Raw genomic sequence first — 23,908 nt, 5'->3', positions numbered from 1 at the left:
AATAAAATCAGCTGCACTGTATTATTATCTGCTACCTACGATGTATATCTTGTATCAGTTTGATGATTATCCCTGAGATCTAAGGGGCGATAGTTTTGTTATTACTTAGAAATAAATTCAAAATTAGAAACAAATTGCCGGCGAAATTGAATTTCGCCGGCGCAGGCGGTGTTGGAGCCTTCTGGATCAGTCTTCCCGGAAGGCTCGATTGAGGCTCTCTGCAATCGGCGAAACCATGTAATCGATCGCCGAGCGCGGCTTGTGCACGATCAGCACTTCCGCCGGCATACCGGGATAGAGGCGGATGTCCGGGTTGGCGGTGAGCGAGGCCGGCGCAATGCGGGCGCGCGCCACGTAGTAGGAGACGTTCGACTTGTCATCGACTGATTGGTCGGCTGCGACGTAGCTGATTTCGCCATCGAGCGGCAGGTGCGAGCGCTGGTTGTAGGCGGTCAGCCGGATTTGCGTCTTTGAGCCGATGCCGATACTGTCGATGTCTCGGGTGCCGACATGCATCTCGACCAGAAGCGGTTCGTCCTCAGGCACGATGTCGAGCAAGGGCTGGCCGGCAGAGACCGCGCTGCCCGGTGTGCGCAACTGAATGTTGGTGACGATACCGGTCTGCGGCGAGCGGATTTCGAGGCGGCTCAAGACGTCCTTGGCCGAGACGAGGCGCTGTCCCACATCTGCAAGTTCGAGGCGGGCGGTCGTGATTTCGCCGGCGATCTCCGACTGGAATTCGTTCTCGATACCGGTCAGCCCGAGTTCCGCTCCGGCTTCCGCCTTTTCGGCCTGGGCCTTGTTGCCAGCAAGCTCACCGCGCGAAGCGGCAAGTTCGCTGAGCTTGGCATCGATCTCGATCAGCTTGGAGCGCTGGGCAAATTCCTTGGCAACCAGCGTCGCGATCGCGGTGCGCTGCTCGGTGATCAGTTCGATCTGGCGATCGGTCGCTCTGATCTGCTCGGCAAGCGACTTGGCCCTTTCCGAGTACTCTTCGATGGTCTTGCCCTGAACCTCGAGCCGGCCGGCCTTTGCTTCGCGCCGGCGGTCGAAGAAGTTTGTCTCCGCCTTCACCGCGTCGTCGGCAGCGGTTTCCGCGGTGCCCATCAGCTCGTCGGGGAAATCTATCTGCGCGGCTTCGGTCTGCTCCGCCCTGAGGCGGGCAAGCTTTGCGATCAGCCCAAGGCGCCGGCTTTGCAGTGCCTCAAGGTCGGATCGGGCGCGGGTGTCGGCAAGCTTGACCAGCGGCTGGCCGAGCGTGACGCGATCGCCTTCCTGGACGAGGAGGCGGTCGAGAATGCCGCCTTCGAAGTGGCTGACGGTCTTGCGCTTCGAATCGACCACGATCGTGCCGCTTGCGACCGACGCGCTGCTGAGTTCCGTTGAAAACGCCCAACCGAAGAAACCACCGAAGGCGACGAGGATCGTCGTCAGGCCCGCAAGGACCACGCCGCGCAGCGGCGCGGTGGCGCTTCCTTCTGCGTCCGCATCCAGCCCGTGCAGAGGGTGGGGCCGCTCGGGGATCGCGGGCAGGTTCGCGCGGTCGTCCTTGGCCACGAGTGTGCGTGCGTCGCGAGAGGCTGGCAGGTTCTGTTTGTTCGTCATGCGGATACGCCTTCCCGTCTCGGCTCCCCGGGTGTCATGGATGCGACCACGTCGGTGCGCGGGCCGAACTGGGTGATGCGCCCGTTTTCAAGAACGAGCAGCTTGTCGGCGGCCTGCATGATCGTCGGCCGGTGGGCGATCATGATGACGATCGCACCGTCGTTGCGCGCCCGCTCGATCGCGCGGATCAATGCGCGCTCGCCGATGGCGTCGAGATTGGCGTTCGGCTCGTCGAGAACGATCAGGCGAGGATGGTCGTAAAGGCAGCGGGCAAGAGCGATGCGCTGGCGCTGGCCGCCCGAAAGCGTCAGGTGGCCATCGCCGACCGGAGTGTCGTAGCCGAGCGGCAGGCGCCCGATCATGTCGTGCACGTCAGCAAGCCGAGCCGCCTCGAGCACTTTTTGGGGTTCGCCTTCCTCCATGCGCGAGATGTTGTCGCGGATGGTTCCTTCGAGCAGCGAAACCGACTGCGGCAGGTAACCGGTCATCTGGCCAAAGGAAGCGCGCTCCCACAGATAGACATTGTTGCCGTCGAGGAAGACGCCGCCGGTGGTCGGCTTTTGAATTCCGACGAGGAGCCGGGCCAGTGTCGATTTGCCCGCCGCCGAGGGGCCGACGATGCCGAGAACTTCGCCGGGCGAGAGCGAGAAGGAAACGCCCTTGATGATCGGCACATCGAGGCCGGGCGCCGCGTAAACGAGCTTATCCACAACAAGATCGCCCTGCGTGCGCGGCTGCGGCATGGTCTGGCGTACGGCCAGATCCTGGTTCAGCGCAGTCTCTATCCGGCGCCAGCTTGCGATGGCGAGCACCCACTGACGCCAGTTCTCGATCATCGAATCAAACGGGGCGAGCAGGCGTCCGACGAGGATGGTCGTCGCCATCATCGCGCCGGGGGAAATCTCTTGTTTCATCACGAGGATAGAGCCTGTTGCCAGTGCGGCCGCCTGGATCATGAAGCGCAGCGAACGGGTGATCGAAGCCATCGCCTTGCTGCGGCTTCCGCTGGTTTCCAACGCGTCGAGCGCGTGCAGCTGTGCGGTGCGCCAGCGGCGGGCAAGTGCCGGCAGCATGCCCATCGCCTCGATCGCCTCGGCATGGCGCAAGCTTGAACCAATTTTCGAAACGGCCTCGATATTGGCTTGATTGGCCTCTTTCATCAGCCGGCGAGTCAGCAAATCAGTCAGCAATCCACAGCATACGAGCAGGGCAATGGAAATGGCGCCAAGAAGGCCGAACATTGGGTGCAGCGCAAAGAGCACCCCGAGAAAGATCGGCGACCAGGCGGCATCGAGTGGGGCGCTGACGGCAGAGGTTGTGAGGAAGCTTCTCAATTCCGCCAGGTCCCGTAGCGACTGGGTCGCCCGGGTCAGCCCTTGATCGGCGGCCGCCTGAACGGCGGCGGTCAGCACCGGCAGGTTCAGCCAGCGCACGACCGCACTACCCATCGCCTGGAACGTCAAAGCCCTGATGTATTCGAGCACGCCGTAGATCACGAGTGCGCCGATGACGAGAATCGTCAGCATGGTCAGCGTGTCCATGCTCTGGCTGTTCAAAACGCGGTCATGAACTTGCATCATGTAGAGTGGTGTCGAGAGCTGCAATATGCCGATGCAAGCACTCAGCAGGGCTGCATAAATAAGTGCCAAAACAAACACGCGGCGCGCCTTCAAAATAAGCAGCCGCGGATCGTTTGCTCCATTTTGCGCCTTCTTTGGCCCAATTTGGTTCTTGCTAATCATATTGCCTCGTTTGCTGTCACGCGTGGCGATTTTCTGGATAAGTTCGTTGGGGTCTTGAGGAAGCTATTTTGTTTGTTATCACTTAAATCACAGTGTTGCCGTGATAAGTGTGACACAATAATGGTGGAATGCTCAAGATAGTCGTATTCGGGGGGAGTAAAGGGGGCGAAAAATTGCTTCAAAATTTGAAGTAATTTTTGAATATTGTAGTAATGCTCAGTTGGAGAGAGGGATGAATCAAAGGATTCTCTATCCGTTCGCAGATTTTGGCGGCGCTGTTGCCATCCGCCCCGGGGATGACGCAGCTGGAAGTGCCCCTGAACATGACAATATTGACCAGGAGAGCGAAGCGTCCGTGGTCACATATTTCGAGTTGGCACGGATGATGGAGCGGGCCAGCCGGCGCTTTACCGGCCTGTTGCGTGCCGAGCTGACGAAGCTTGGCGTCGACGATATCGGCCCGGCACAGGCGATGGTCCTTCTGGCGATCGGCGATGCGGAAGTGTCGGTGGCGGAGCTTTTGGACCGTGGCCACTATGTCGGCTCCAACGTTTCCTACTACCTGAAGCAGTTGGGCGACGGAGAGTATATCGACAGGGCCGCCTCCCAGCGCGATCGGCGCTCGGCCCGCATCAAGCTTTCGGAGAAGGGCAAGCAATTGTGCGATTCCTTACGCAAGGCGGCTGGCGCCTATGAACGTGTCCTCAGCCACGGCGAGCAGGACCGGCGCAATCTCGAAACCGCATTTCAAACACTGCACCGGCTCGAGCTGGTTTGGGGGAATGCAACGCGCTACGGCATCTGAGATGCCCGCGCACAGGCTGTCCTTTCAACGGCTATAGGCAGGGAATATGCACGTAGCATTTGTACACCGGCGCGGCTTCTGCCAGTTCGCCGCTCTCGCGTCTCATTTGGCGCAGACCGGAAATGAAGTGACACTCGTGACGGAAACCGTGGATCAGCGGATTCCGGCAACGCGTGTCGTTCGCCACAGAGCAGAACCCGGCCCGCAGGCCAATTCGCAGATGGGAAGGCACCTTGGTGTGCCTGACCATCATGTCCGGATCGGTCACCGGGTCGCCGAAACCTTCGATGCCATGGCCCGCCAGGGGCAGGTGCCCGACGTTATCGTCGGGCACATCGGCTGGGGCGGTATGACCTTCGTCAAGGATGTGTTGCCGAATGTCCCGGCACTCGGCTATTGCGAGTTTTTCTACCGCGCCGAAGGGGCCGATATCGGCTTTGCCCCCGACGACAAGCCCGACCAGGATACGCGTAAGCGACTGCGGCTGCGCAACATGTCGCAACTCCTGACGCTTGATGCGATCGATGGCGGCTTCAGCCCGACCCAATGGCAACGGAGCCTTTATCCGGCGGAGCATCGCGCCCGTATCGCCGTCTGCCACGAGGGCGTCGACACTCGCGTCTTCCGTCCCGATCCGTCGGCATCGTTGAAGCTTCCGGACGGACGGGTGCTAAAGGCGGGTGATCCGCCGATCGTTACTTTCGTCGCCCGCGATCTCGAGCCCTATCGCGGCTTCCCGCAGGCGTTGGAGGCGGCCGCAAAGGTCGCGAAGCGCCATCCCGATGCGCTTTTCGTTTTCGTCGGTGGCGACGGCGTCAGTTACGGCGCCCCACCGCCCGGTGGCGGCTCGTGGAAGGACTATCTGCTTCAATCCCTGAATATCCCGGCCGACCGGTTCCTGTTTCCAGGCGTGGTGCCGCATGGTGTCCTCAAGCAGCTGTTCCAGATTTCAACCGCCCATATCTATCTGACCTATCCTTTCGTGCTTTCCTGGTCGGTCTTGGAGGCCATGGCCTGCGGCGCTCTCGTCATTGGATCGGACACCGCGCCGATGCAGGAGGTGTTGAGCTCCGGCCGCAACGGCCTGCTCGTGCCGTTCTTCGATACGGATGCGCTCGCGGAGGCGATCTCTGGCGCTTTGCAGCAACCGGAGAAGTATTCCGACTTGCGTGCAGCCGCCCGCCGCACCGTCGAGCAAAGGTTCCGTCTGGGCGATTGCATTGCGCGACAGATGACATTGCTGGATAAGGCAATGGGAACCCCTGGATCCACTCAAATATTACGGGTCTCATCTGCATAATACTTCAAAAGCCGAACTATTATTTCACGAAAAACGCAAATATAACTTATTGTGCAGTGCAAATAACCTTGATATGCTTTCTCTAGGTCGTTGAATTCGCCGGTTTATTTCGGATTGGGGGATTCAACTACAGAGAGAATTCGGTTGAATTGAGGGTGGCGCGTGCAAGGGTTGGTGTCTTCTGGCGTGAGGTATTCGCAGGCGAAGAGAAAGCTGGTGTTGGCCTCGGATCACGATAGGGCGAGTGTCCAGGGCAGTGGCATCGAGCACCTGGTTCATTTTCTTCCGGCAGGCGATCGGCCTGATGCGACCCTGGAAAACGTGTTTCCATTGATCGGGCTCGCCTTTTCTAGCGAGGGCGAGGCGGATCTGGCCGACGGCATCGTCTCGCTGCGAGCATTTGGCACCGTCCCGGATATCCCGATCAAGCGCTTGAGCGCCGAGGCCGTCAGCGAAAGCGCTGGGCTCATTCAGGCGCTGGTCGATGGTGGTGTCGGGCGGCTTGCCCGGTTCTCGTCGGCAATCACATCCGAGCTTGCGCTGCTTCGCCGCGAGCGTGAAACGCTGCTTGAAAACTACCGCGCGCTCGAAGATGCGTTCCAGGCACGCAACTGGGAACCGGTCGCCGAAGTCTTTGCGCACGACCCCTATGTCGATCCCAAGGACGAGGGCATCGGCCATCTGATTGCCAATGCCTTTGTCGAACAGCTCCTGCCGGTCTCCAGCCATGGCGTCGCCGGCATCGGGCTTCACTTCAACTCGGTCCCGCGGGACGGCGGCGAACTGGTCGTTGTCTTGAGCTATGTCGAGAGCGGCGAGGGGGTTGCAGAGTGGGCCGTTCCATTCTCGCAGCTCGTTCCGAGCTGGAACTTCTTTGCCCTGCCGCGCACCTGCGGGGGAGGCGCGAAGACACTGCGGCTTCGCGTTTCGACGACCGGTAGTGAAACGATCGGGCTTTCGCTCGGCTATCCCATCGCCAGTGAACACTATACGGCTCGGTCCGAGACCCGACACGCCGACCTTGATCTGCGCCCTCTAGCGTTCCGCGTCTACACCGGCCTGCCCGGCGTCAAGCCGACGCGCATGCCCAACATGATCGCGCCGACCGCGCTGCTCGACGGCCACTTCATCGAGGACTACCGGCTTTCGGTCGATCTGCTCAGCCAGATCGTTGACGTATCGGTGACGCCGGTCGTCCCGGAATTCCAGACCGTGCGCTTTCTCGAACACGAACACGCCGTCGTCTGCCATCCGCTTGCAAATGGGGTATCGGCCGGCGCCGTCGGTCGCGCTGTCGAGCCCGGCACCATATCCTTCTCCGCAAGCGCTGTGGTCGATCATCCCAAGGGCGCCCCGGCAGCCGTCAGCTTCCTGCTCGCGCCAGCGGGCTCGAACGCGCGCTCCGAAGTGGCGGAACTGGCTCGCAAGGGGGTGGTCAAGCCGTCCGCCTTCTTCAGCGGCTGGCGCGAGGTCACCAATGAGCAGCCGATCAACATCAACTTCCAGCTCGACGAGCCGGTGCGCCAGCCCATGGATCTGATGATCCTCAGCCGCGCCGTAACCGACTCGGTCGATTTCTCCTGGCTCAAGGTGTCGGGCTTCCGGATGGTCAAGCAGTCGAGTGGTGCGTCTCATGTCCAGCAATAGCGATCCAAGGGACCTCGTTGCGATCGCCATGCCGCTCTATGGCCATGCGGCGCTGGCGCTCGAAGCGCTCGAATCCGCGCTTGCATCGGACCTCGAGGGCTGCCGTATTGCCATCGTCGTTTCGGTCGACGGCGACCCGCGGCAGGAAACCTTCGATCAACTGTTGCTCTATTCCGGGGCCCACCCTGATATCCATGTGGTCTTCGGGCGAAACGCCGGCCCCGGCGGCGCGCGCAACCGCGCCATCAACTACGTGCTCGAAAATCTGCCCGAGGCGAAGGCCGTCTATTTCCTTGACGCCGACAACCGAGTCCTGCCGGGAACGATCGAGACCCTCTATCGGCGCCTGCACGAAAGCGGCGCCGGCTGGGTCTATACCAACATTGACACCTTCTCGGTGAGCTGGCGGGCTCACTACGGCAACCAGTATTCGCGGCTCGTCCACTGCATCACGGACAACATCTGTGACACCGGCTCGATGATCTCGATCGAGGTCTTCCAGGAAGGCGTTCGGTTCAACGACGACCGACAGAACGGTTTTGAGGATTGGGAGTTCTGGCTTTCCTGCGTCGAGCACGGCTTTGTCGGAACGCCCTGCCATGACACGACGTTCGAATACCGCCTGCGCGCCGAAAGCCGTTTCAAGGAAGCCAACCGCGACCGCGCGACATCCGTGAGCTTCCTCAGAAAGCGCCACAAGGCGCTGTTCCAGCGGCCGATGCTCGTCGATTTCGAGCATGAGGAGTGCCCGCGTTATCTCTTCGCGCGCACCGAAGACGCGGCGATCTCGTTCTTCACAGATCCGACGAAGCAACCGAAGCGGCTGCGCCTCGACGACATCATCCCAGCCTTCTGGGCCAGCACCGGCGAGCCCGACAACGTGCATTTTCCGCCCTTCGTCATGGCCGGCAGCGGTGCGACGATCGATCTGCTTTTGCGCTCGCGCATGCTGCCCAACGTGCTTTGTCACCTGGAGCGCCTGAGTGAGAAAGCCAACGTCGTTTTCGTTCATCTCGGCAACGACGCGACGCAGCGCAAGATCGAGCCGACCTTCCTCGACGCCGGCGCCCAGCATCTCGGCCAACCGGATCTCATCTTCATTTCGACGGCGCTCTTGCGCGACGTCATCCGCAACAATGCGCTCGACTGGTTTGCTTCTATCGGCACGCAGCAGGTATGGCCGACCTCGGCGGTTCTCAATGTGCGCTTCCCGTTCCCGCGCGCCCTGCCGCGCCGCACGCTGATCACGCCGCAACAGGTGATGATCAACTGCGTCAACGCGATCGCCACCAGTCCGCTTCGCCGCACGGCCGGCCGTCGCTGGACCTGGCGCCCCGCGCGGCTCATGCCCTATTCCGACCTGCACAAGGCCTTGCGAACGGAAATCGGCGGCTCGCCGGTGCTGCCGCTCGGGCACAGCGAAGCCGGCAAGAAAACTGCAGCGCTTCTCGTGCCGAACGCGTCGTTTGGCGGCGCCGAGAAGGTCATCTACGCCGCCTCGCGTGAACTTAGGGCCGCGGGCTACGAGACGCATCTGTTCGTGCTCGGCACCAGCCGGATGGACGTGATCGACGAGTTCGATTCGAGCTTCGACTATGTTCACTTCTGGGATCAGGGCATCCCGGCCTGGGGCGGCTCCGGCTCGTTCCTCGGCCAGGATTTCATTGCCGACCATCATGAAGTCGATTGGGGTGCGCTTAAAGGTCAGCTCTCAGGCTTCGATCTCGTCATCAACAACCACGTGATGGCGATGCATCCGCTGATCGCACGGCTGCGCTCGGAAGGGACACGCACGGCTTGCTATCTGCACGTCGTCGACAACACGCCGTTCAAGCGCCCGGCCGGCCAGCCCTTTGCAGCCATCGCCCACGAGCATTGCTACGACGCCTTCCTCACCTGCTCGGAACAACTGAAGTTCTACCTGCACAGCTTCGGCGTGCCGCTGGAGAAGATCTTTGCCGTTCCGAACGGCGCAAGTTTCTCCGTGCCGCCCAAGGTGCTTGCAGACGTGCTGCAGGTGCGGCGGATCGAGCGCAAGGACGACCGGCTGCGGCTGCTCTACATGGGTCGTCTTGACCAGCAGAAGGGCATCGACCGCCTGGCCGCGACGATCGCCGAACTGCGGGCCGCACACGTGTCGTTCGATGCGCGGGCGATCGGTGGCGAGATCCTGGCGGATGCCTCGTTCTCCTGGACGGACCGGCTCAAGGAACTGGGCGTCGACGTGCGCCCACCGGTCTTTGCCAGCCGCGACCTGATCAAGGCGCTCGGCTGGGCCGATGTTCTGATCATGCCTTCGCGCTGGGAAGGTGCCCCGCTGATGATCGCCGAAGCCCAACAGCTCGGCTGCGTGCCGATCGCAACCGCGGTTGGCGCCGTCGACGAACTGATCGTCGATCGCGAGGACGGCATCCTAATCGATGCCTCGTCCGATCCCCAGGTGGTGCGCGACATGGTCAAGGCGATCGCCGAGGTTTCGCGCGATCGCAACCTGCTGGCGCCGATCATGGAAGGTTGCCTGAGAACAGCGGCGCGCCGCGCCTGGTCCAACTCCTTCTCGGAGTTCCTCGGCTGGTGCGACGGCGCCGTGAACAATTCCTCGCTTTCGCGTGCCAAGGTCATCCGGGCGCGAGACACATCCAATACCGGCGTCGCAGCTGCAGGCTGATCGACCCGTACGACTTTTCAAAGAGAAGGGACTTACGCATGCGTCCAAGAATCCTCCTGACGGGTATTCCTGGTCATTACACGCGCCTCGCAAACGGCGCGAATGGCCTGTCGGTTTCCTATTCGGAACGGCAGAAACAGCCCGAATCCAAGGACGAGTTTCTTCAGGAGCTTCGCAACATCAGCAACACCGGTAACTATCTGATCGGTGAAGGGGCTTTGCGCGCCATTGCTCCCCATGCCAAGCAAATCCCGTTCTGGCACCTCTATAATTGCCATAAGAACGGCACCGGTTTCGACGAGTTCAACAACAACTTCGACATCTGCGTGTTCACCTGCGCGAACCTGTTGCGCAAGGGCCTCTCCGCCGATGCCGAGGCTGATGTCTTGAGCAAGCTGAAGATGCCGATTGTCATGCTCGGCATCGGCCACCAGAACCGCAAGGATCTGGAGACCGGCCTGCCGGAGGGGACGAAGCGGCTGCTCGACGTTCTCAAGGACCGCGAGCACTATTTCCTCACGCGCGGCTACGAAACCGCCGGCTACCTGAAGGACCAGGGATTCAAGTACGTCCGGCCAACCGGCTGCCCCTCGGTCTATTTCGCGCCGAACAACATGCGCGCGTCAATGAAGAAGCTGCCCGACGTCAAGATTGGTCAGGCAAAGACGATCTTTTCGGGCTATCTCGGCGCCAATCACGATTGTATCGTCGATGCGATCGCGCTCAACCCGGAAGGCGCCAAGCCCCAATACATCATCCAGGACGAATTCCTGCACTTCGACATGAAGGTCGAGCCGGATGCCGATGGCAGGGTCTTCGATTCCTGCTCGGGCAAGATGCTCGGCGAGCTCGCTTTCCCGGGCGCGGAGCGCCAGAAGGTGCCCTTCGATGTACGCACCTTCTTCGATACCAACATGTGGCGCGCCTGGGCCTCGCACATGGACTTCAATTTCGGCCGTCGTTTCCATGGCTCGATCATCGCCATGCAGGCAGGCGTGCCGAGCCTGATGGTGGCTGTCGACGATCGCATGCGCGAAATGCTGGGCTTCACCGGCCTGCCGTCGGTCGACGTCCAAGAGCTCGAAAAGGCGGAAAACCGGGCGGAGTTCGTTGCCAGCCATCTGGCCGGGCTGAACGCGTCGGAACTGGTCGACCGCTACTCCGATCGCGAACGCAATTTCCGTACGGTGCTGCGGGAGATCGGCATCGGCCTCTAAACCGTGATGCCTCGGACGCGTTCGATCCGAGGCGCTCAATTCATGATGTTCGGGCGGCACGGTGGGGTTTGCAGATCCGCTTCCTCGTGCCGCCCTCCCTCTTCCTCAACTCTGTGGGCCAGTCCACAAACCAGGTGTATCGATGCGTATCCTGCTCACCGGAATCCCTTCCTACCTCCAGCGTACCGTGGCGCGCGTTTCCGGTGCGACGGTTCATCACAAACCCTACTTCGACGATATCCGAAGCAAGAAGGATCTGGTCGATCAGGTCAAGAAGATCGCCAACACCGGCAACTACCTGATCGGCGAGGGCGCAGCTTATGCCTTGCGCGGTCATGACGTGACCTATGTGCCGTTCTGGCATCTGGTCAACAGCCGCGGCGCCAACGACGTCTACGATGCCCTGAACAAGGAATTCGACATGTGCGTGTTCGCTTCGGCGAACCTGCTGCGTCCGGGATACTCGGCCGATCTCGAAGCGGATGTGTTCGAGAAGCTGAAGATGCCGGTTCTGGTGATGGGCATCGGCATCCAGAAGCGTGAAGGTCTGAAAGAAAACCTGCCGGCCGGTACGTTGCGGTTCCTCGAGGTCTTGAAGCAGAAGGAAAGCTTCTTCCTGACCCGCGGCTATTTCACCGCGGAGTTCCTGCGCGCGGAGGGCATGAAGTTCGTCAAGCCGACCGGCTGCCCCTCGCTCTTCTTCGCTCCCAACGAGATGCGCCACTCCTTGACGTCGCTTGCCAACGCAGACCTTGCCTCGGCACAGAAGCTCGCGCTCGGCGGCTATCTCGGTAGCGTCGCCGACACCATCGTCGATGCCCACGCGCTCTTGAAGCCGGAGAGCGTGGCCAGCTACGTCATCCAGGACGAAGTCGTCGCCTATAACCTCACCCTTCCCGTGGATGACAACGCGCCGGTCTATGACCGCTCCAGCGGCCGCATCACCGGCAAGACCGAATACAAGCATCAGGAAAAGTGGCAGCGGCAGAACGAACTGATGGTGTTCTTCGACACCAACCAGTGGCGCGCCTGGTCATCAACCCGGGACCTCTGCATCGGCAGGCGCTTCCATGGCTGCGTCATTGGCATGCAGGCGGGCACGCCTTCGCTGATGATCGCCGTCGACGACCGTATGCGCGAGATGCTCGAATTCATCGGCTTCCCCTATATCGAGGCGGGCGTCTGGAATCGTGAGGCGGACAAGAAGGCGCATCTCGCCAACTTCCTGTCGAAGATCGATGCGCAGGCGGTTACCGAACGCTATTCGGCATGCGAGGCGAACTTCCAAAGTGCGCTTAAACAGGTTGGCATTTAATCTGCCCCTGAACCGGGCAGCGCCCTTGGCGCTGCTCCTGGCCGCCCTGGTCGCCTGGGCGGGGCTTTCGCGTGGCGCTCCGGCGTTTGCGGGCGAGACTGCGGCCGCGCGCTACGGCGTCAATCGGCTCAATCTCGCGTGGCTGGAACGCACGGATCAGGAACGCATCCTTCGCGACATTGCCGACAGCGGCGCGACGCATGTGCGGCTATCGTTGTCGCGCCCTGTCGACAAAAGCATCGACGCGCTGGAGATTGCCAACCGGCTGGGTCTGCGGATCCTGCTCGAAATCCAGTTGTCGAACAAAAGCTATTATCCGGACAGCGTTACCCCGCGCACCGGCTTCGGGCGCATCTGGGATATCAACCGGTTGTCCGATCTGGACCTTGATCGTTACCGCACGGGCCTGACATCAGCTCTGCAGCGCATCGATACCCTTGGCATCCGTCTGGACGCGGTGGAACCGGGAAACGAGATCAACCTCGCCGGCTATAACGGCGACCTCGCCGTCTACGAGAAGCCGGGCCGAGCGACGCCGCGACTTCTCAGTGAACTCAGGGATCCCCAGGCATTTGGAAAAGGTCTAGACAAATATGTCGCGGCGCTGAAGATCACCCGCGACGCCACAAGAGCGAGCGCCAACAACAAGGCGATCATCGTCTCCGCCGGGCTCTCCGACATGGGAGCCAAGGAAGCGGACCGCCAGGGAATGGAGCGGCTGGACCCCGGCGAGGTGATCGCCCTTTTGAAGGCGCGAGGCATGGACGCACTTGTTGATGCCTATGGCATTCACATCTACCCGGCGCGCAAGGATAAGCCGGCGATCACGTCGATCGTCACCAAACTTCTCGACTTCTGCGCGCCTGCCGACCGGGGGCGGCCCTGCTGGGTGACGGAATGGGGGATTGCCAACACGGCGCGTAGCTGCCCCGTCGATGATCGCGAGCGCGAAGGGGCGATGACGGCCATGCGGACGGTGTTCGAGCGGCTTTCCGAAGAAAAACGCCTGGATGCCGCCTACTACTACGACTGGGACACCCAGCAGAACTACCGGCTATGGCGCTGCGGAGCTCTGAGCCCGGCCGGCGCGCTTGCGATCGAACCGGCCAAGGGCGATTGATGCAGGGCGCTTCCGGGCGCGAGTTGCACAGAACATCGTTCCGCGGGATCAGCGCCGCGTTGCGCGGCTCGTCGCAGGCTCAAGCCCCTTACCGCGGTAGGTGACGGGAATACCGAGCTCCTCGTGGGTCCGCGCCAGCGTTTCCAGCCAGGTTGCCAGTTCCTCCGGAACCATTTCGTCCCCGGTCTCCATCGCCTCGATCCATGCCAGGTTGCAATGGAGGGCGCTTGCCAGATTGATCGGCGTCCAACGAAGAACGAGAAGGCATTGGGTGAAACGGGCGGGGGTCATCGGTTGTGCTCAAGGTTGCATGTGGAATGGATGAAGCAGGCTTTACACGTGGAAATAAGTCAAGGTGATGACTTGCCGCGGCCAAAAGTCGTGATCTTTTCGTGAGTTAGAGTTGATTGGGCAAAATGCCGCAGTGCAGCATGGAAATGGCGCCTTTCACGCGGCATTTGCCGGGACCGCCTGGACACGATTGCCGCGCCCATGGGACAAAATCGACGAAAATACGGGACTGACTGTTGGTTACCAGAGGGTTCTCTGTCCCGAGCCGGTGCGAATCGCGCGCCTTTGAGGTTGAATGGCCGCAGATCCAGAGGACCGATTCGGTCCTGGACAATGCGCTGAGGCGATCAACCGTTGCATGCACCCCTCTATCAGACCGCGATCAACATCGCCGCGAAGGCCGCGTTCTATCTGTCGCTCGCGATGCTGCTGCCGGCCGCAGTCGATCTGTTCTATGGTCATCCCAATTGGAGAGTGTTTGCCGGTTCGGCCTTTGCGACTGGCGGTCTGTCGCTTCTGGCGATCGCTGCCACGCAGGGCGGCTCGCCGCTGTTCAGCCGCAAGATGGGCTTTCTCGTCGTCAATCTTCTCTGGATTGTCGTGTCTCTCGTCGGCGCCGTGCCCTTCTGGCTGTCGTCGCTGAAGCTCGATTTCGCCAAGGCCTTCTTCGAATCGGTCTCCGGCATCACGACAACGGGCTCGACCGTCATCAGCGGCCTCGACCATGCGCCTCCGGGCATTCTTCTCTGGCGCTCGGTTCTGCACTGGCTCGGCGGTATCGGGATTGTGGCGCTCGGGCTCTTCGTCATGCCCTATCTCAGGGTCGGCGGCATGTCCTTCTTCAAGATGGAGTCCTCGGACACCACCGAAAAGCCCTTCGCCCGCATCGTCACCTTCACGCGCGCCTTCATCCTGATCTATGTCGTGATGACGGTGACGTGCACGATCATCTTCTCCTATCTGGGCATGAGCCGTTTCGACGCGATCAACCACGCGATGTCGACGGTCGCGACCGGTGGCTTCTCCACCCACGATGCCTCGCTCGGCTACTTCAACAGCCTGCCGATCCTCTGGGTCGCAACCTTTTTCATGACGCTGAGCAGCCTGCCGTTTTCGGTGCTCATCCTCTTCATCGTTCGTGGCCGGCTCGATACGCTGAAGGATCCGCAGATCATCGTCTTTCTGTCCTATCTGACGGCACTTGCGCTCGCCGCAAGTCTCTACCAGCGGATCGTCAACGGGGTCTCGGCGCACGAGGCATTGGCGCACGGCTTCTTCACCGTCTCGTCGATCCTGTCGACGACCGGTTTTGCCAGCGACGATTACATGCTCTGGGGTGAGTTCATCGTCGCACTTGCCTTTGCCGCCACCTTCATGGGCGGCTGCTCCGGTTCGACGGCGGGCGGCATGAAGGCCTACCGCTTCATCATCATCTTCAATTCTATCCGCGCCGGTCTTTTCAAGCTGATCTACCCCAATGCGGTCCACACGGTGCGCTACGGCAAGACACTTGTCGACATAGACGTGCAGCGCACCGTGTTCATGTTCTTCACGGCCTACATGTTCATCTGGGCTTTCGGCAGCCTCGCCATGGGGGCGATGGGCTATGATCTCGTCACGGCGGTGTCAGCGGTCGCAACGGCGCTTTCAAACGTTGGCGCCGGGCTCGGCCCGATCATCGGGCCGGCCGGCAACTTCTCGACGCTGACCGACCCGGCGCTCTATCTCCTGTCGCTCATGATGCTGCTCGGCCGTCTGGAAATACTGACCGTCCTGGTCATCCTGACACCGCTCTTCTGGAGGGACTGAGCGACAGGTCGAAACGAGGCGCGCCCTGTCAGGCGGCCTCGGTCTTGCGGCGCGTGCCGGCGCTTTCGATGTAGTACTTCTCATAGCGGTGGCGGTAATGCTCGGCACCGCCAAAGTCGCTGTACTTTGCCAGTTCCTGCATGTCGGTCTTGTTGAGGATCACGCCGAGGATCTTGGCATTGATCTGCGGCTCCGAATGCAAGAGGTCGCGCACCAGGCGCGACGGCGTCCGGCCCCATTCGGCGACATAGAGGAAGCCGTCCGCAAGCGGCGCGAAGGCCTTGGCATCGACGACCGGGGCGAGTGCCGCGAGATCGACGACGACATAGTCGAAGGACTTGCGTGCATTGTCGATGAGCTCGGCCATGGCCGGCGACGCAAGCAGCTCATGGCTGTCATACGGGCCGTTGCCGTCCACTGCTTCACCGCCGACCGGCAGGATCGCAAGCTTCGTCTGCTGGTCGATCTTGATGCCCGCCGGCCAGGATGCCTGCCCGATCAACGCTTCCACCAGACCCGCCTTCGGCGGCGGATTGATCATCTTGCTCAAACCCGGCTTGCGGATGTCGGCATCGATCAGAAGGGTCTTCTTGCCGCTTGCGGCAAGGAGGGCCGCAAAATTCGCGGCAATGATCGACTTGCCTTCATCGGGCACCGCCGAAGCGATGCCGATGACGCGTGAACCGTTGCCGGTCAGCATCCGGTCGCAGGCGAGCTTGGCGTTGCGGAAGGTCTCGGTGAAGGACGAGCGCGGAGCGTCGAGCACGATGCGGCTGAGGCGCTCGAACGACGGCGCCCCTTGCGTTACCGGTGGCGGCATCTTGTTCTTCATTAGCTTGGCGCGAACGAGATCCGTCGTTCCAGGGTGACGCGGGCCGACCAGCGGGATGTATCCGAACGACCGATGACCGAGGATCGCGCGCACGTCGCCTTCGAGCCGGAATGTCCGCTCGCGAAATTCCTGGAAAGCGGCAAACGCGCCGCCCGCCATCAGGCCGAGCACCGCCGAAAGGGCCAGCACCATCGTCTTCTTCGGGCTCGAAGGCGAGGCCGGGACGCCGGCGCTGGAAATCACCCGCGCCTTGGCGATCGGGAAGGAGCGCTGCTGAGAGGCCTGCTCGTAGCGGTTCAGATAGGTCTCATAGAGCGTCTTCAGCGCGGCTGCCCGCTGCTCCAGTTCGCGCAGGTGCACGAGCGAGACATTTGCATTTGCGTTGCGGCCGGTGGTGCCTTCTATGTTTTCGCGCAGCGACGCTTCGCGTGAGCGCGCCACCTCGTATTCGTTGCGGTAGCTTGCCGTCAGCTGCTGCAGTTCCTGGAAGATCTGGCGGCCGACATCGGTTTTCTCCTTGCGCAGCGACACGGCCTGCGGATGGTCGGCGCCGAAGCTCTGGCTCACGTCCTGTTCGCGCTTGCTGACCGCAAGGTAGCGCGTGCGTAGATCGCGGATGACCGAGTTGTCGCCTTCCTTAGCGGAAATCGTGGCGTTCTTGACGGCCGTCTCCGGTCCCTGGTCGACGATCGCCTGGAATTGCTTGTAGCGCGCCGAAGCGCTTGCGCTATCGGCCTGGGCAATGATCAGCTGGCTGTTGAGATCGGCCAGCTGCTGTTCCGACATGAGTTCGCCGCGCGCAAGCGTCAGGCCGTTTTCGCTGCGGTATTTTTCGACCTCTAGAGACGCGGTCTGCGTGCGCTGCCGAAGGTCTGCAAGACGTTCCTGCAGCCAGACCGAGGCCCGTTCGGTCGCCTCGAAATTGGCGTTGAGCTGGTCGTTGAGATAGGCGTCGGCATAGGTGCGAACGATGCCAGCGGCAAGCTGCGGATCGCTGGAACGATAGGCAAGCGAGACGACGGAGCTTCGCGTCACGCGTTCGACGGCCAGTCCCTGCTGGAGCAGTGCCGCCGCCTTTTGCCTCCGGCCGTTGCGGGCCATATCCTCGGAAATCTCCGGCCCGCTCGAGAAGATGCCCGTAACGGACTTCAGCCCGTCCTTGACGACGTCGAACGGCGAGCGCGGCGGATTGAGGACGGTATCGTTGTCGGCAAGGTTCATCTTGTCGACGACACGCAGGGCGAGTTCGCCGGATTTCAGGATTTCCACGGCGCTGGCAATCTGGGTGTCGAGCAGGGCGCTGTTTTGCGGCGGCGCCTGTTCTTCGGCAAATTTCGACAGGTTCTCGTCGAGAAGGACCTGCGTTGCCGATGTGTAGAGCGGTGTTGCGAAGACCAGGTATGCGACACCGAGCGCGATGAAGAGCGCCACAAACAGGCCGACCATTCTGGCGCGACGCAAGACGACCGAAAACAGACGATCGAGGTCGATGAAGCCGTCGGGCTCCTCCACGTTGCGCGGTACGACACTGTTGAAGGGGAGACTTCTTTGATTCATTGGGTCGCTCTGTCCGTTTCCCTTTGGTCCGAAGGCTGGCGCCTCTTCTTTTCAAAAGAGGCGCCGAAGCCAGTTATGCGGCGCGGATGCGGCCTTCGTGAGACAGGACCATGTCCTTGACCGAGGCATAGACCGCGTCGCCGAGATCGGAACGCGCCAGCGCGAAGGCGACATTGGCCGCGATGAAGCCTTCCTTGGAGCCGCAGTCGAACGTGCGCCCATCATAGGGATGAGCGTGAAACGCTTGATTTTGCGACAGTTTCAGCATGCCGTCGGTTAGCTGGATCTCGTTTCCGGCGCCGCGCGGCTGATGGGCGAGTATGTCGAAGATCTGCGGCTGCAGGATGTAACGACCATTCAGATAAAAATTGGACGGGGCTTCGCCCATAAGCGGTTTTTCGACCATTTGGGTGACTTCGAAGCCATAGGGGACGGCCGTACCCTTGCCGACGATGCCATATTTCGAGGCATCTTCCGGAGCGCATTGCTCGACGCCGACAACGTTGCCGCCGGTCTGACGGTAGAGGTCGACAAGACCGGCCATGCAGCCGCGTCCGCCGTGGCAGAGCATGTCCGGCAGGAGCAGTGCGAAGGGCTCGTCGCCGATGAGATCGCGGGCGCACCAGACGGCATGGCCGAGGCCGAGCGGCGCTTGCTGGCGGGTAAAGCTGACGGAACCGGCGCGCGGCAGCATCTGCTCCAGTTCGGAAATCTGGGCGTTCTTACCGGAGCGGGTCAGCGACGAGATGAGTTCAGGCGTGTCGTCGAAGTGGTCTTCGATCGCCTGCTTGTTGCGGCTGGTCACAAAAACGATGTGCTCGATGCCCGCTTCACGGGCTTCATCGACCGCATATTGCACGACCGGACGATCGACGATCGTCAACATCTCCTTCGGTATCGCCTTCGTCGCGGGAAGAAACCGCGTTCCATTGCCGGCGACCGGGATCACAGCTTTCCTGACGGTCCTGATACGGTCCATGGTCTTATCCTTTACTTACGTGTGGGCTTTCGCCCGAGGTGGGTCGTTCGGCCGCCACCGTCGAGGTGGCAGGCTTCATGCGTGCGATTGGCGCAAGTAGCCGGCGCAATCGCACGGCGATCGGCATTCTGAGGTGCCGAAGCGCTCTGGGGTTGGTCAGAGCCACCTGGGTGGCTCCGGCCAACGATTTGGATTTCAGGTGTTCGACAAGGCGAAGGAAGGCGTGCGCCTCGACGAGGCTTTTGTCGCGCCGGCGCTGCATCGCTAGCGCCTCGGCATCGAGCGTGTGCCTGGCAAGGAATTCCCGGTCGGCCGTCATCATCGCGTCGATGTGGCGCAGTTCGAGCACGCGCGAAATCGAGCCCTCGCGGATGTGATAGCAATAGCCGGCCGAGGGATCGATGACGCATCGGCCGCCATGGGCAAGCGCCGAGGCGAGCAGGATGTAGTCCTCGCCGATGCGGATCGTTTCCTCGAAGCGCAAGCGATGTTCGTTCAGAAACCGGCGCTCAAAGATCGGCTTCATGTAGCCGAAATTGAAGGTGGAGCGGAAAAGCACGTTGGAACCGATGAAGGCCGCAAGCGTCAGCGTCCGACGGCGCTCAAGCTCGGCTTCGGGAAACATGCGCTCCAGCCGCCCATCGAGATTGAGGACGTCGATGTTGTCGACCACAATCGAAGCTTCGGTCGAGGAAGCAAGGCCGATCATGCGCGACAGCCGCTGAGGGCTAACCGTGTCGTCCGCGTCAAGAATGGCGATCCAGTCGCCACGGGCCGCTTCGAGACCGGCATTGCGCGCGCCGCCGGGCCCGCGGTTCTCGGCAAGTCGCAGCAGCCGCACGCGCGGATCAGCGAGTTCTTCGACGACCGCACAGGTCTCGTCCTTTGAGCAATCGTCGACGACGATCACCTCGACGTCGACGCCCGTCTGCGCAAGCGCACTGTCGATGGAGCGTCGGATCGTGTCGGCAGCATTATAGGCCGCGATGACGAAGCTGACGTCGGGGGCGCGTTGCGTCATCAAGCGGTCGCCGCTCCGTATTGCTGGAGTTCGCGCACACCAATGAGGCCGCTGACGACGCCCGCATGCATGATTGCGCGAAGCGCGTAGCGCGAGCGAGCGACCGGCGATCCGAGCAGCATAAGACTTGCGATGGCGCAATAGCCTGATTTCGCCGTCGCGCGGACGATTTCGGCAACTCGGCTGCCGGCTTGGCCCGGTTCACTCAAGAGCCGGCCATGGGTTTGGCCGGAACGGAAACGACGCTTTGCAAGCCAGGCAAGTCGCGCGCGTTTCTCCGGTACCGGTTCGAAGACCAGCGCATCGGGCGCATAGGCCAGACGCCCACCATCCGCATGCATGTGGCGGAAGAACTCCGTATCCTCACCGCCTGTCTGCCCGAGCGCCAGATTGAACCGCCTGTTGAAGACGACCGGGCGAGTGAGATCGATCAGAACATTGCAGGTGTAGCCCGTGCGGATCTCGCCATCGACCCAGACCGGCCGGGTTGAATGAAAATCGCCGCGGCGCATCCAGTTCGGGGCAGACAGCGTGTATTCGGCACGAACCGGGCCGAGCACGACATCGGCGCCGGTCGTTACGGCGGTATCGAGCAATTGCACGAGCCAGGTCCTCGACACCCTCTCGTCGTCGTCGACGAAGGCGAGATAGTGCCCGGTGCTGTTGTCGAGACAGGCGTTTCGGGCGATCGAAATGTTCGACGCCGGGCAATGCACGTAGCAGATCTCGCAAGGCATGGTCGGGCGCATCTGGTTGACGAGCGCCTCGGCGCTCGGCGTGACGTCATTGTCGGCGACGATAATGCGGATCGCCACATCGGCAGGCACGGTGATGAGCGCGAGGGAATGCAGCGTTTCTGCAAGCTCCGGCCGGCGAAACGTGCACACCGCTATGTCGATCTGTGTCCGGGCGACGGTGTTGGTCATGGTGCCACCCTCCGGTTGCGCGTGGTGAGCAATTCCCGCCAGAAGCCGGCCGACCAGGCAAAATGCATGACCATTGCCGAGATGGCTGCGAGCGGGCCGTAGGGGTTCTTCTGGCCGAGCGCCATCCATATGCCGTAGCCGATGCAGGCCACAGCCCAGAGCACGACCGGAACGACCGCAAGCCAGCTGACGACCGCGAGCAGTGCGCCGACGGCGACCGGAGCGACGGCAAGCGGCAGCAACTGCCTGAGGCTCGGCCAGGCGCGGTGCTTCAACACATTGCGTGCGCGTCCGCGCCCATAGGCGAAATACTGACGGAAGAGCGGCCCGACCTTGGCACGGGGGTAGTAGACCATGCTGGTCCGGTCGGTCATCCAGATGCGATAGCCCGCCTGGCGGAAGCGATAGTCGAACTCCGCGTCTTCGTTGTGGCTGAAGATCTCGTCGTAGCCGCCGATCGCCTGGAAGGCGGAAATGCGCATCAGCGCATGATGACCGTGATCGGCCCAGTGGCTCGCCGCGCCGAGACGGTGCTTGGCGCCGCCATTGCCGAGCTTGGAATTCTGGGCGTAGGCCGTGGCCTTCTGGAAGGGCGTGAAGCCAACCGTCTGCATGGCGACGACGACGGAGTCCGCGCCGGTCAGAAGAGCCTCCTCGACGAGGCGCTCGCAGTAATCGTCCGGATAGGTGCCATGCGCGTCGATGCGGATCATGTAGTCGAAACCGACCCCGTGGCGTGCGACGGCGAGATTGATCGCAGCACTCTGGATGCGTTTCGGATTGTCGAGCACCAGCACGGCCGGATCCTTCTCGGCAAGACGCGCCGCGATCTCACGGGTGCCGTCGGTGCTGCCACCGTCGGCGATCAGGATGGCGCCGTTGAGGCGCCTTGCCGCGGGTAGTAAGGCTTCGGCGAGGCCCTGCAGATGTTCCGCCTCGTTGAGGCAGGGAATGACGATGAGGACACGTATGCTCATGACAATCCACCTTCGTTTTGGGGCGTTGAGGTGTTTTGATGTGCTTGCGGGAAGTCCAGCGCGATGCGCGGCGGAGCGGCGGACGTGACGGCCGAGAGACGGCGCACGAGGCCCTCGCAATCGCTGCGATTGAAGATCCAGGTTTCCGGCGCGCAGGCCGCGATCCGCCGGGATGTAGCGTCGTAAATCTCGGAGGTCATCGACCCCATGAGTGCGGCAAGCGCGTCGGCATCAGCTTCTTCGAGCAGCACGCCAAGGCCACGTATGGCCAGAAACCGCGCGGTCTCGGTGCCGCGAAGTGCAATCGGCACCCGCCCGAAGCGGCAGCCTTCATAGAGCCGGTTCGGCAGCAGCCATTTGGAGTTCTGACCTTCCTCGAAGAAGTCGATCGCCCAGGTGAAGTGCACGTCGGAGTAGATCGCGCCAAGCTCTTCCGGGCTACGATAGGGGCCGTGAAACGTCATGAAAGGTTCGTTGCGGATGAAGCCGTCGAAGTCGTCGAACTCGCGATAGGCCGGCCGGCCGCGCAGCACGATCTCGAAGCGACCCTCCATGCGGCGCGAGAAGGTCGCCAGCAGCGCAAGTGATTTGCGGCAGCGCAGAGCACCGAACCAGCCAATCCGCCATGGGCCATGTGTCGGTGCGGCGGCAGCGGTCACCGATGGTCGTGCATCGGTTTCGTCGAGCTCGAGCACTTTGTTCTCAAGCATCATGGTCGGTGCCGAGATACCCGATAACGGGCGGAAATAGTTCTCGACGAAGGCGGGAGAACTGGTGATCAAAAGGCGCGCGTCACGGCCGAGCAGGCGCTCGCTTGTCCGCAACGCCTTGCCAGCGATGCCGGGGGAAAGGAGCAGGCGGTGAATGTCGAGGCATTCATAGACGATTGGGACGTCGCCGCCGAAGAGGCTGACGGCCTTCCTGGCGATGGCCAGCATGTCGAGGTTGCGGGCTATGATCAGGTCTGGACGTTCGACGCGGCGCAGCGCCTGCTTCAGCGAGAGACAGCTCTTCGCGATCGCACCGACGCGCTGGACGAACCGGCCGTCATGGGTGTTGCCGAGCTCGACAGGTACGATGCCATCGATCGCGGCCAGCGGGTTTGCGTCGCGCCTGAACCCGGCAAGCGTCACCTTTGCGCCGCCGGCAAGCAACATCAGCACGCGTCGGCGAACGGCGGGGTCGGCAAGATCCTGGGCGAAGTAAAGTATCTGCAGCATGAACATCCAGTTTTCTGTCCGGCTGCGCCGGTTCAAATTTTGCGCCTTGCAACGGCGAGAGCCACGCCCACCGGCGCGGCTCCCATCGTCGGCTAGTTTATTTTGCAGGCGATCGACTCGGGGAACTGGCACTCGTCTCCCGGCGCGGTGAAAGCGACCCGGTCGACCTGCATCATCGAGGGACCCTTGTAGGCAAAGGCGCCCATCCAATCCGTCAGGGTATCGGTTCCCCAAAGGCTGAAGAAAATCTTTTGCGGATTGGGCGGGATCTTCGCTGGGTCGGTGACCTCGTGGACCAGTTCGCCATTTACGTAATAGCGAATACGCTCCTTCTCCCAGACGAAAGCGTAGTCGTTGAAGCCCTGGTTGGCGCCGCCCGGCACGTCGACCAGCTTCTCGTTGCCGCCCTTGGCGGAGACGTATTGATTGATCTGGACCTTTGCCGGGTTCTTGCCGAGCACTTCGAAATCGATCTCGTCATGCGGCTTCTTGTCGGCCGGCCCGATATAGGTGAAGAAGGCGGAGTTGAGCCCCGAGCCGTCGGCCGTCTTGATCCGCGCCTCGTAGGTGCCATAGCTGAAGCGCTTGCGCGTCTGAATTTCGCCGCAGGCGTAATTGCGCTCGCCGAATTTTCCTTCAGCAAACGTCAGTTCGGCGATGCCGTTGACGACCTTCGCCTGTTTCTTCGACCAGGTGCAGTTCTGATGCGCGCCATTGTTCCAGCCGTCCGAGACGTACCAGACGGCGGTGTCGAGTGTATCGAAGTTGTCGATGAAAGACGCACCCGTCGTGGTCTCTTCGGCCAGGGCCGGACCGGCAAGGCCGACGGCGACAAGGGTGAGCAGGGCGAGGCGGTGAGGTCGTTTCGATCTCATGG

Annotated in this window: 18 protein-coding genes; 8 read left to right on the top strand and 10 right to left on the bottom strand. The window is 61.7% G+C overall.

Features of this window, described 5'->3' with window-relative positions; translation table 11 throughout:
- Positions 1-186: 186 nt before the first annotated feature.
- Together FA04_RS24135 and FA04_RS24130 are read right to left on the bottom strand one after the other, a co-directional pair.
- Positions 187-1,605, bottom strand: a complete 1,419-nt coding sequence (locus tag FA04_RS24135) for an HlyD family type I secretion periplasmic adaptor subunit (RefSeq protein ID WP_034798039.1) — start codon at positions 1,603-1,605, stop codon at positions 187-189.
- A complete protein-coding gene (locus tag FA04_RS24130) occupies positions 1,602-3,347 on the bottom strand; it encodes a type I secretion system permease/ATPase (RefSeq protein WP_034798037.1) in 1,746 nt (581 codons plus the stop codon). Before FA04_RS24130 ends, FA04_RS24135 begins: the two co-directional genes overlap by 4 nt.
- A 232-nt stretch (positions 3,348-3,579) precedes the next feature.
- Here FA04_RS24130 and FA04_RS24125 point away from each other — a divergent pair, with 232 nt between their 5' ends.
- The 7 genes from FA04_RS24125 (at position 3,580) to FA04_RS24095 (ending at position 13,419) form a co-directional block, all read left to right on the top strand.
- Positions 3,580-4,152, top strand: coding sequence for a MarR family transcriptional regulator (locus tag FA04_RS24125; protein ID WP_034798035.1), 573 nt, complete (start codon positions 3,580-3,582; stop codon positions 4,150-4,152).
- 46 nt (positions 4,153-4,198) lie between these two features.
- A complete protein-coding gene (locus FA04_RS24120) occupies positions 4,199-5,452 on the top strand; it encodes a glycosyltransferase family 4 protein (RefSeq protein WP_051659390.1) in 1,254 nt (417 codons plus the stop codon).
- Positions 5,453-5,626: 174 nt separating this feature from the next.
- Positions 5,627-7,099 (top strand): DUF6212 domain-containing protein, encoded by a 1,473-nt coding sequence (locus tag FA04_RS24115; protein ID WP_167550715.1) that lies wholly within the window; start codon positions 5,627-5,629, stop codon positions 7,097-7,099.
- Positions 7,086-9,767, top strand: coding sequence for a glycosyltransferase (locus tag FA04_RS24110; protein ID WP_034798031.1), 2,682 nt, complete (start codon positions 7,086-7,088; stop codon positions 9,765-9,767). Before FA04_RS24115 ends, FA04_RS24110 begins: the two co-directional genes overlap by 14 nt.
- 38 nt (positions 9,768-9,805) lie before the next feature.
- On the top strand, positions 9,806-10,984 hold the full coding sequence (locus FA04_RS24105; protein ID WP_034798028.1) for a polysaccharide pyruvyl transferase family protein: 1,179 nt from the start codon (positions 9,806-9,808) through the stop codon (positions 10,982-10,984).
- Between the two features lie 142 nt (positions 10,985-11,126).
- On the top strand, positions 11,127-12,299 hold the full coding sequence (locus tag FA04_RS24100; protein WP_034798026.1) for a polysaccharide pyruvyl transferase family protein: 1,173 nt from the start codon (positions 11,127-11,129) through the stop codon (positions 12,297-12,299).
- Between the two features lie 46 nt (positions 12,300-12,345).
- Positions 12,346-13,419, top strand: coding sequence for a glycoside hydrolase (locus FA04_RS24095; RefSeq protein WP_167550721.1), 1,074 nt, complete (start codon positions 12,346-12,348; stop codon positions 13,417-13,419).
- Positions 13,420-13,467: 48 nt separating this feature from the next.
- Here FA04_RS24095 and FA04_RS24090 read toward each other — a convergent pair whose 3' ends face one another.
- Positions 13,468-13,710: a hypothetical protein gene (locus tag FA04_RS24090; protein WP_034798024.1), complete on the bottom strand. Its 243-nt coding sequence runs from the start codon at positions 13,708-13,710 to the stop codon at positions 13,468-13,470.
- Between the two features lie 354 nt (positions 13,711-14,064).
- On the opposite strand from FA04_RS24090, the gene FA04_RS24085 reads away from it, so the two are divergent.
- Positions 14,065-15,519 carry a TrkH family potassium uptake protein gene (locus FA04_RS24085; protein WP_034798022.1) on the top strand — a complete coding sequence of 485 codons (1,455 nt, stop codon included), beginning with the start codon at positions 14,065-14,067 and terminating at the stop codon, positions 15,517-15,519.
- 28 nt (positions 15,520-15,547) lie between these two features.
- Here FA04_RS24085 and FA04_RS24080 read toward each other — a convergent pair whose 3' ends face one another.
- From FA04_RS24080 to exoK, 7 genes are all read right to left on the bottom strand, one after another.
- Positions 15,548-17,908, bottom strand: a complete 2,361-nt coding sequence (locus FA04_RS24080) for a polysaccharide biosynthesis tyrosine autokinase (RefSeq protein WP_034798020.1) — start codon at positions 17,906-17,908, stop codon at positions 15,548-15,550.
- A gap of 73 nt (positions 17,909-17,981) precedes the next feature.
- Positions 17,982-18,887 (bottom strand): UTP--glucose-1-phosphate uridylyltransferase, encoded by a 906-nt coding sequence (locus FA04_RS24075; protein WP_034798018.1) that lies wholly within the window; start codon positions 18,885-18,887, stop codon positions 17,982-17,984.
- A 4-nt stretch (positions 18,888-18,891) separates the two neighbouring features.
- Positions 18,892-19,908, bottom strand: a complete 1,017-nt coding sequence (locus FA04_RS24070) for a glycosyltransferase family 2 protein (protein ID WP_034798004.1) — start codon at positions 19,906-19,908, stop codon at positions 18,892-18,894.
- Complete coding sequence (locus FA04_RS24065; RefSeq protein ID WP_034798001.1) at positions 19,908-20,834, bottom strand: glycosyltransferase family 2 protein; 927 nt, start codon at positions 20,832-20,834, stop codon at positions 19,908-19,910. The genes FA04_RS24070 and FA04_RS24065 overlap by 1 nt, the downstream gene beginning before the upstream one ends.
- Positions 20,831-21,811, bottom strand: coding sequence for a glycosyltransferase family 2 protein (locus tag FA04_RS24060; RefSeq protein ID WP_034797997.1), 981 nt, complete (start codon positions 21,809-21,811; stop codon positions 20,831-20,833). Before FA04_RS24060 ends, FA04_RS24065 begins: the two co-directional genes overlap by 4 nt.
- A complete protein-coding gene (locus FA04_RS24055) occupies positions 21,808-23,031 on the bottom strand; it encodes a glycosyltransferase family protein (RefSeq protein WP_034798068.1) in 1,224 nt (407 codons plus the stop codon). Before FA04_RS24055 ends, FA04_RS24060 begins: the two co-directional genes overlap by 4 nt.
- 92 nt (positions 23,032-23,123) lie before the next feature.
- A complete protein-coding gene (gene exoK, locus FA04_RS24050) occupies positions 23,124-23,906 on the bottom strand; it encodes an endo-1,3-1,4-beta-glycanase ExoK (protein ID WP_034797993.1) in 783 nt (260 codons plus the stop codon).
- Between the last annotated feature and the right edge of the window lie 2 nt (positions 23,907-23,908).

The organism is Ensifer adhaerens, from assembly GCF_000697965.2.
GTDB lineage: Bacteria > Pseudomonadota > Alphaproteobacteria > Rhizobiales > Rhizobiaceae > Ensifer > Ensifer adhaerens.
The sequence above is the reverse complement of the archived record's forward strand: the minus strand, read 5'-3'. Positions and strand labels throughout refer to the sequence as shown.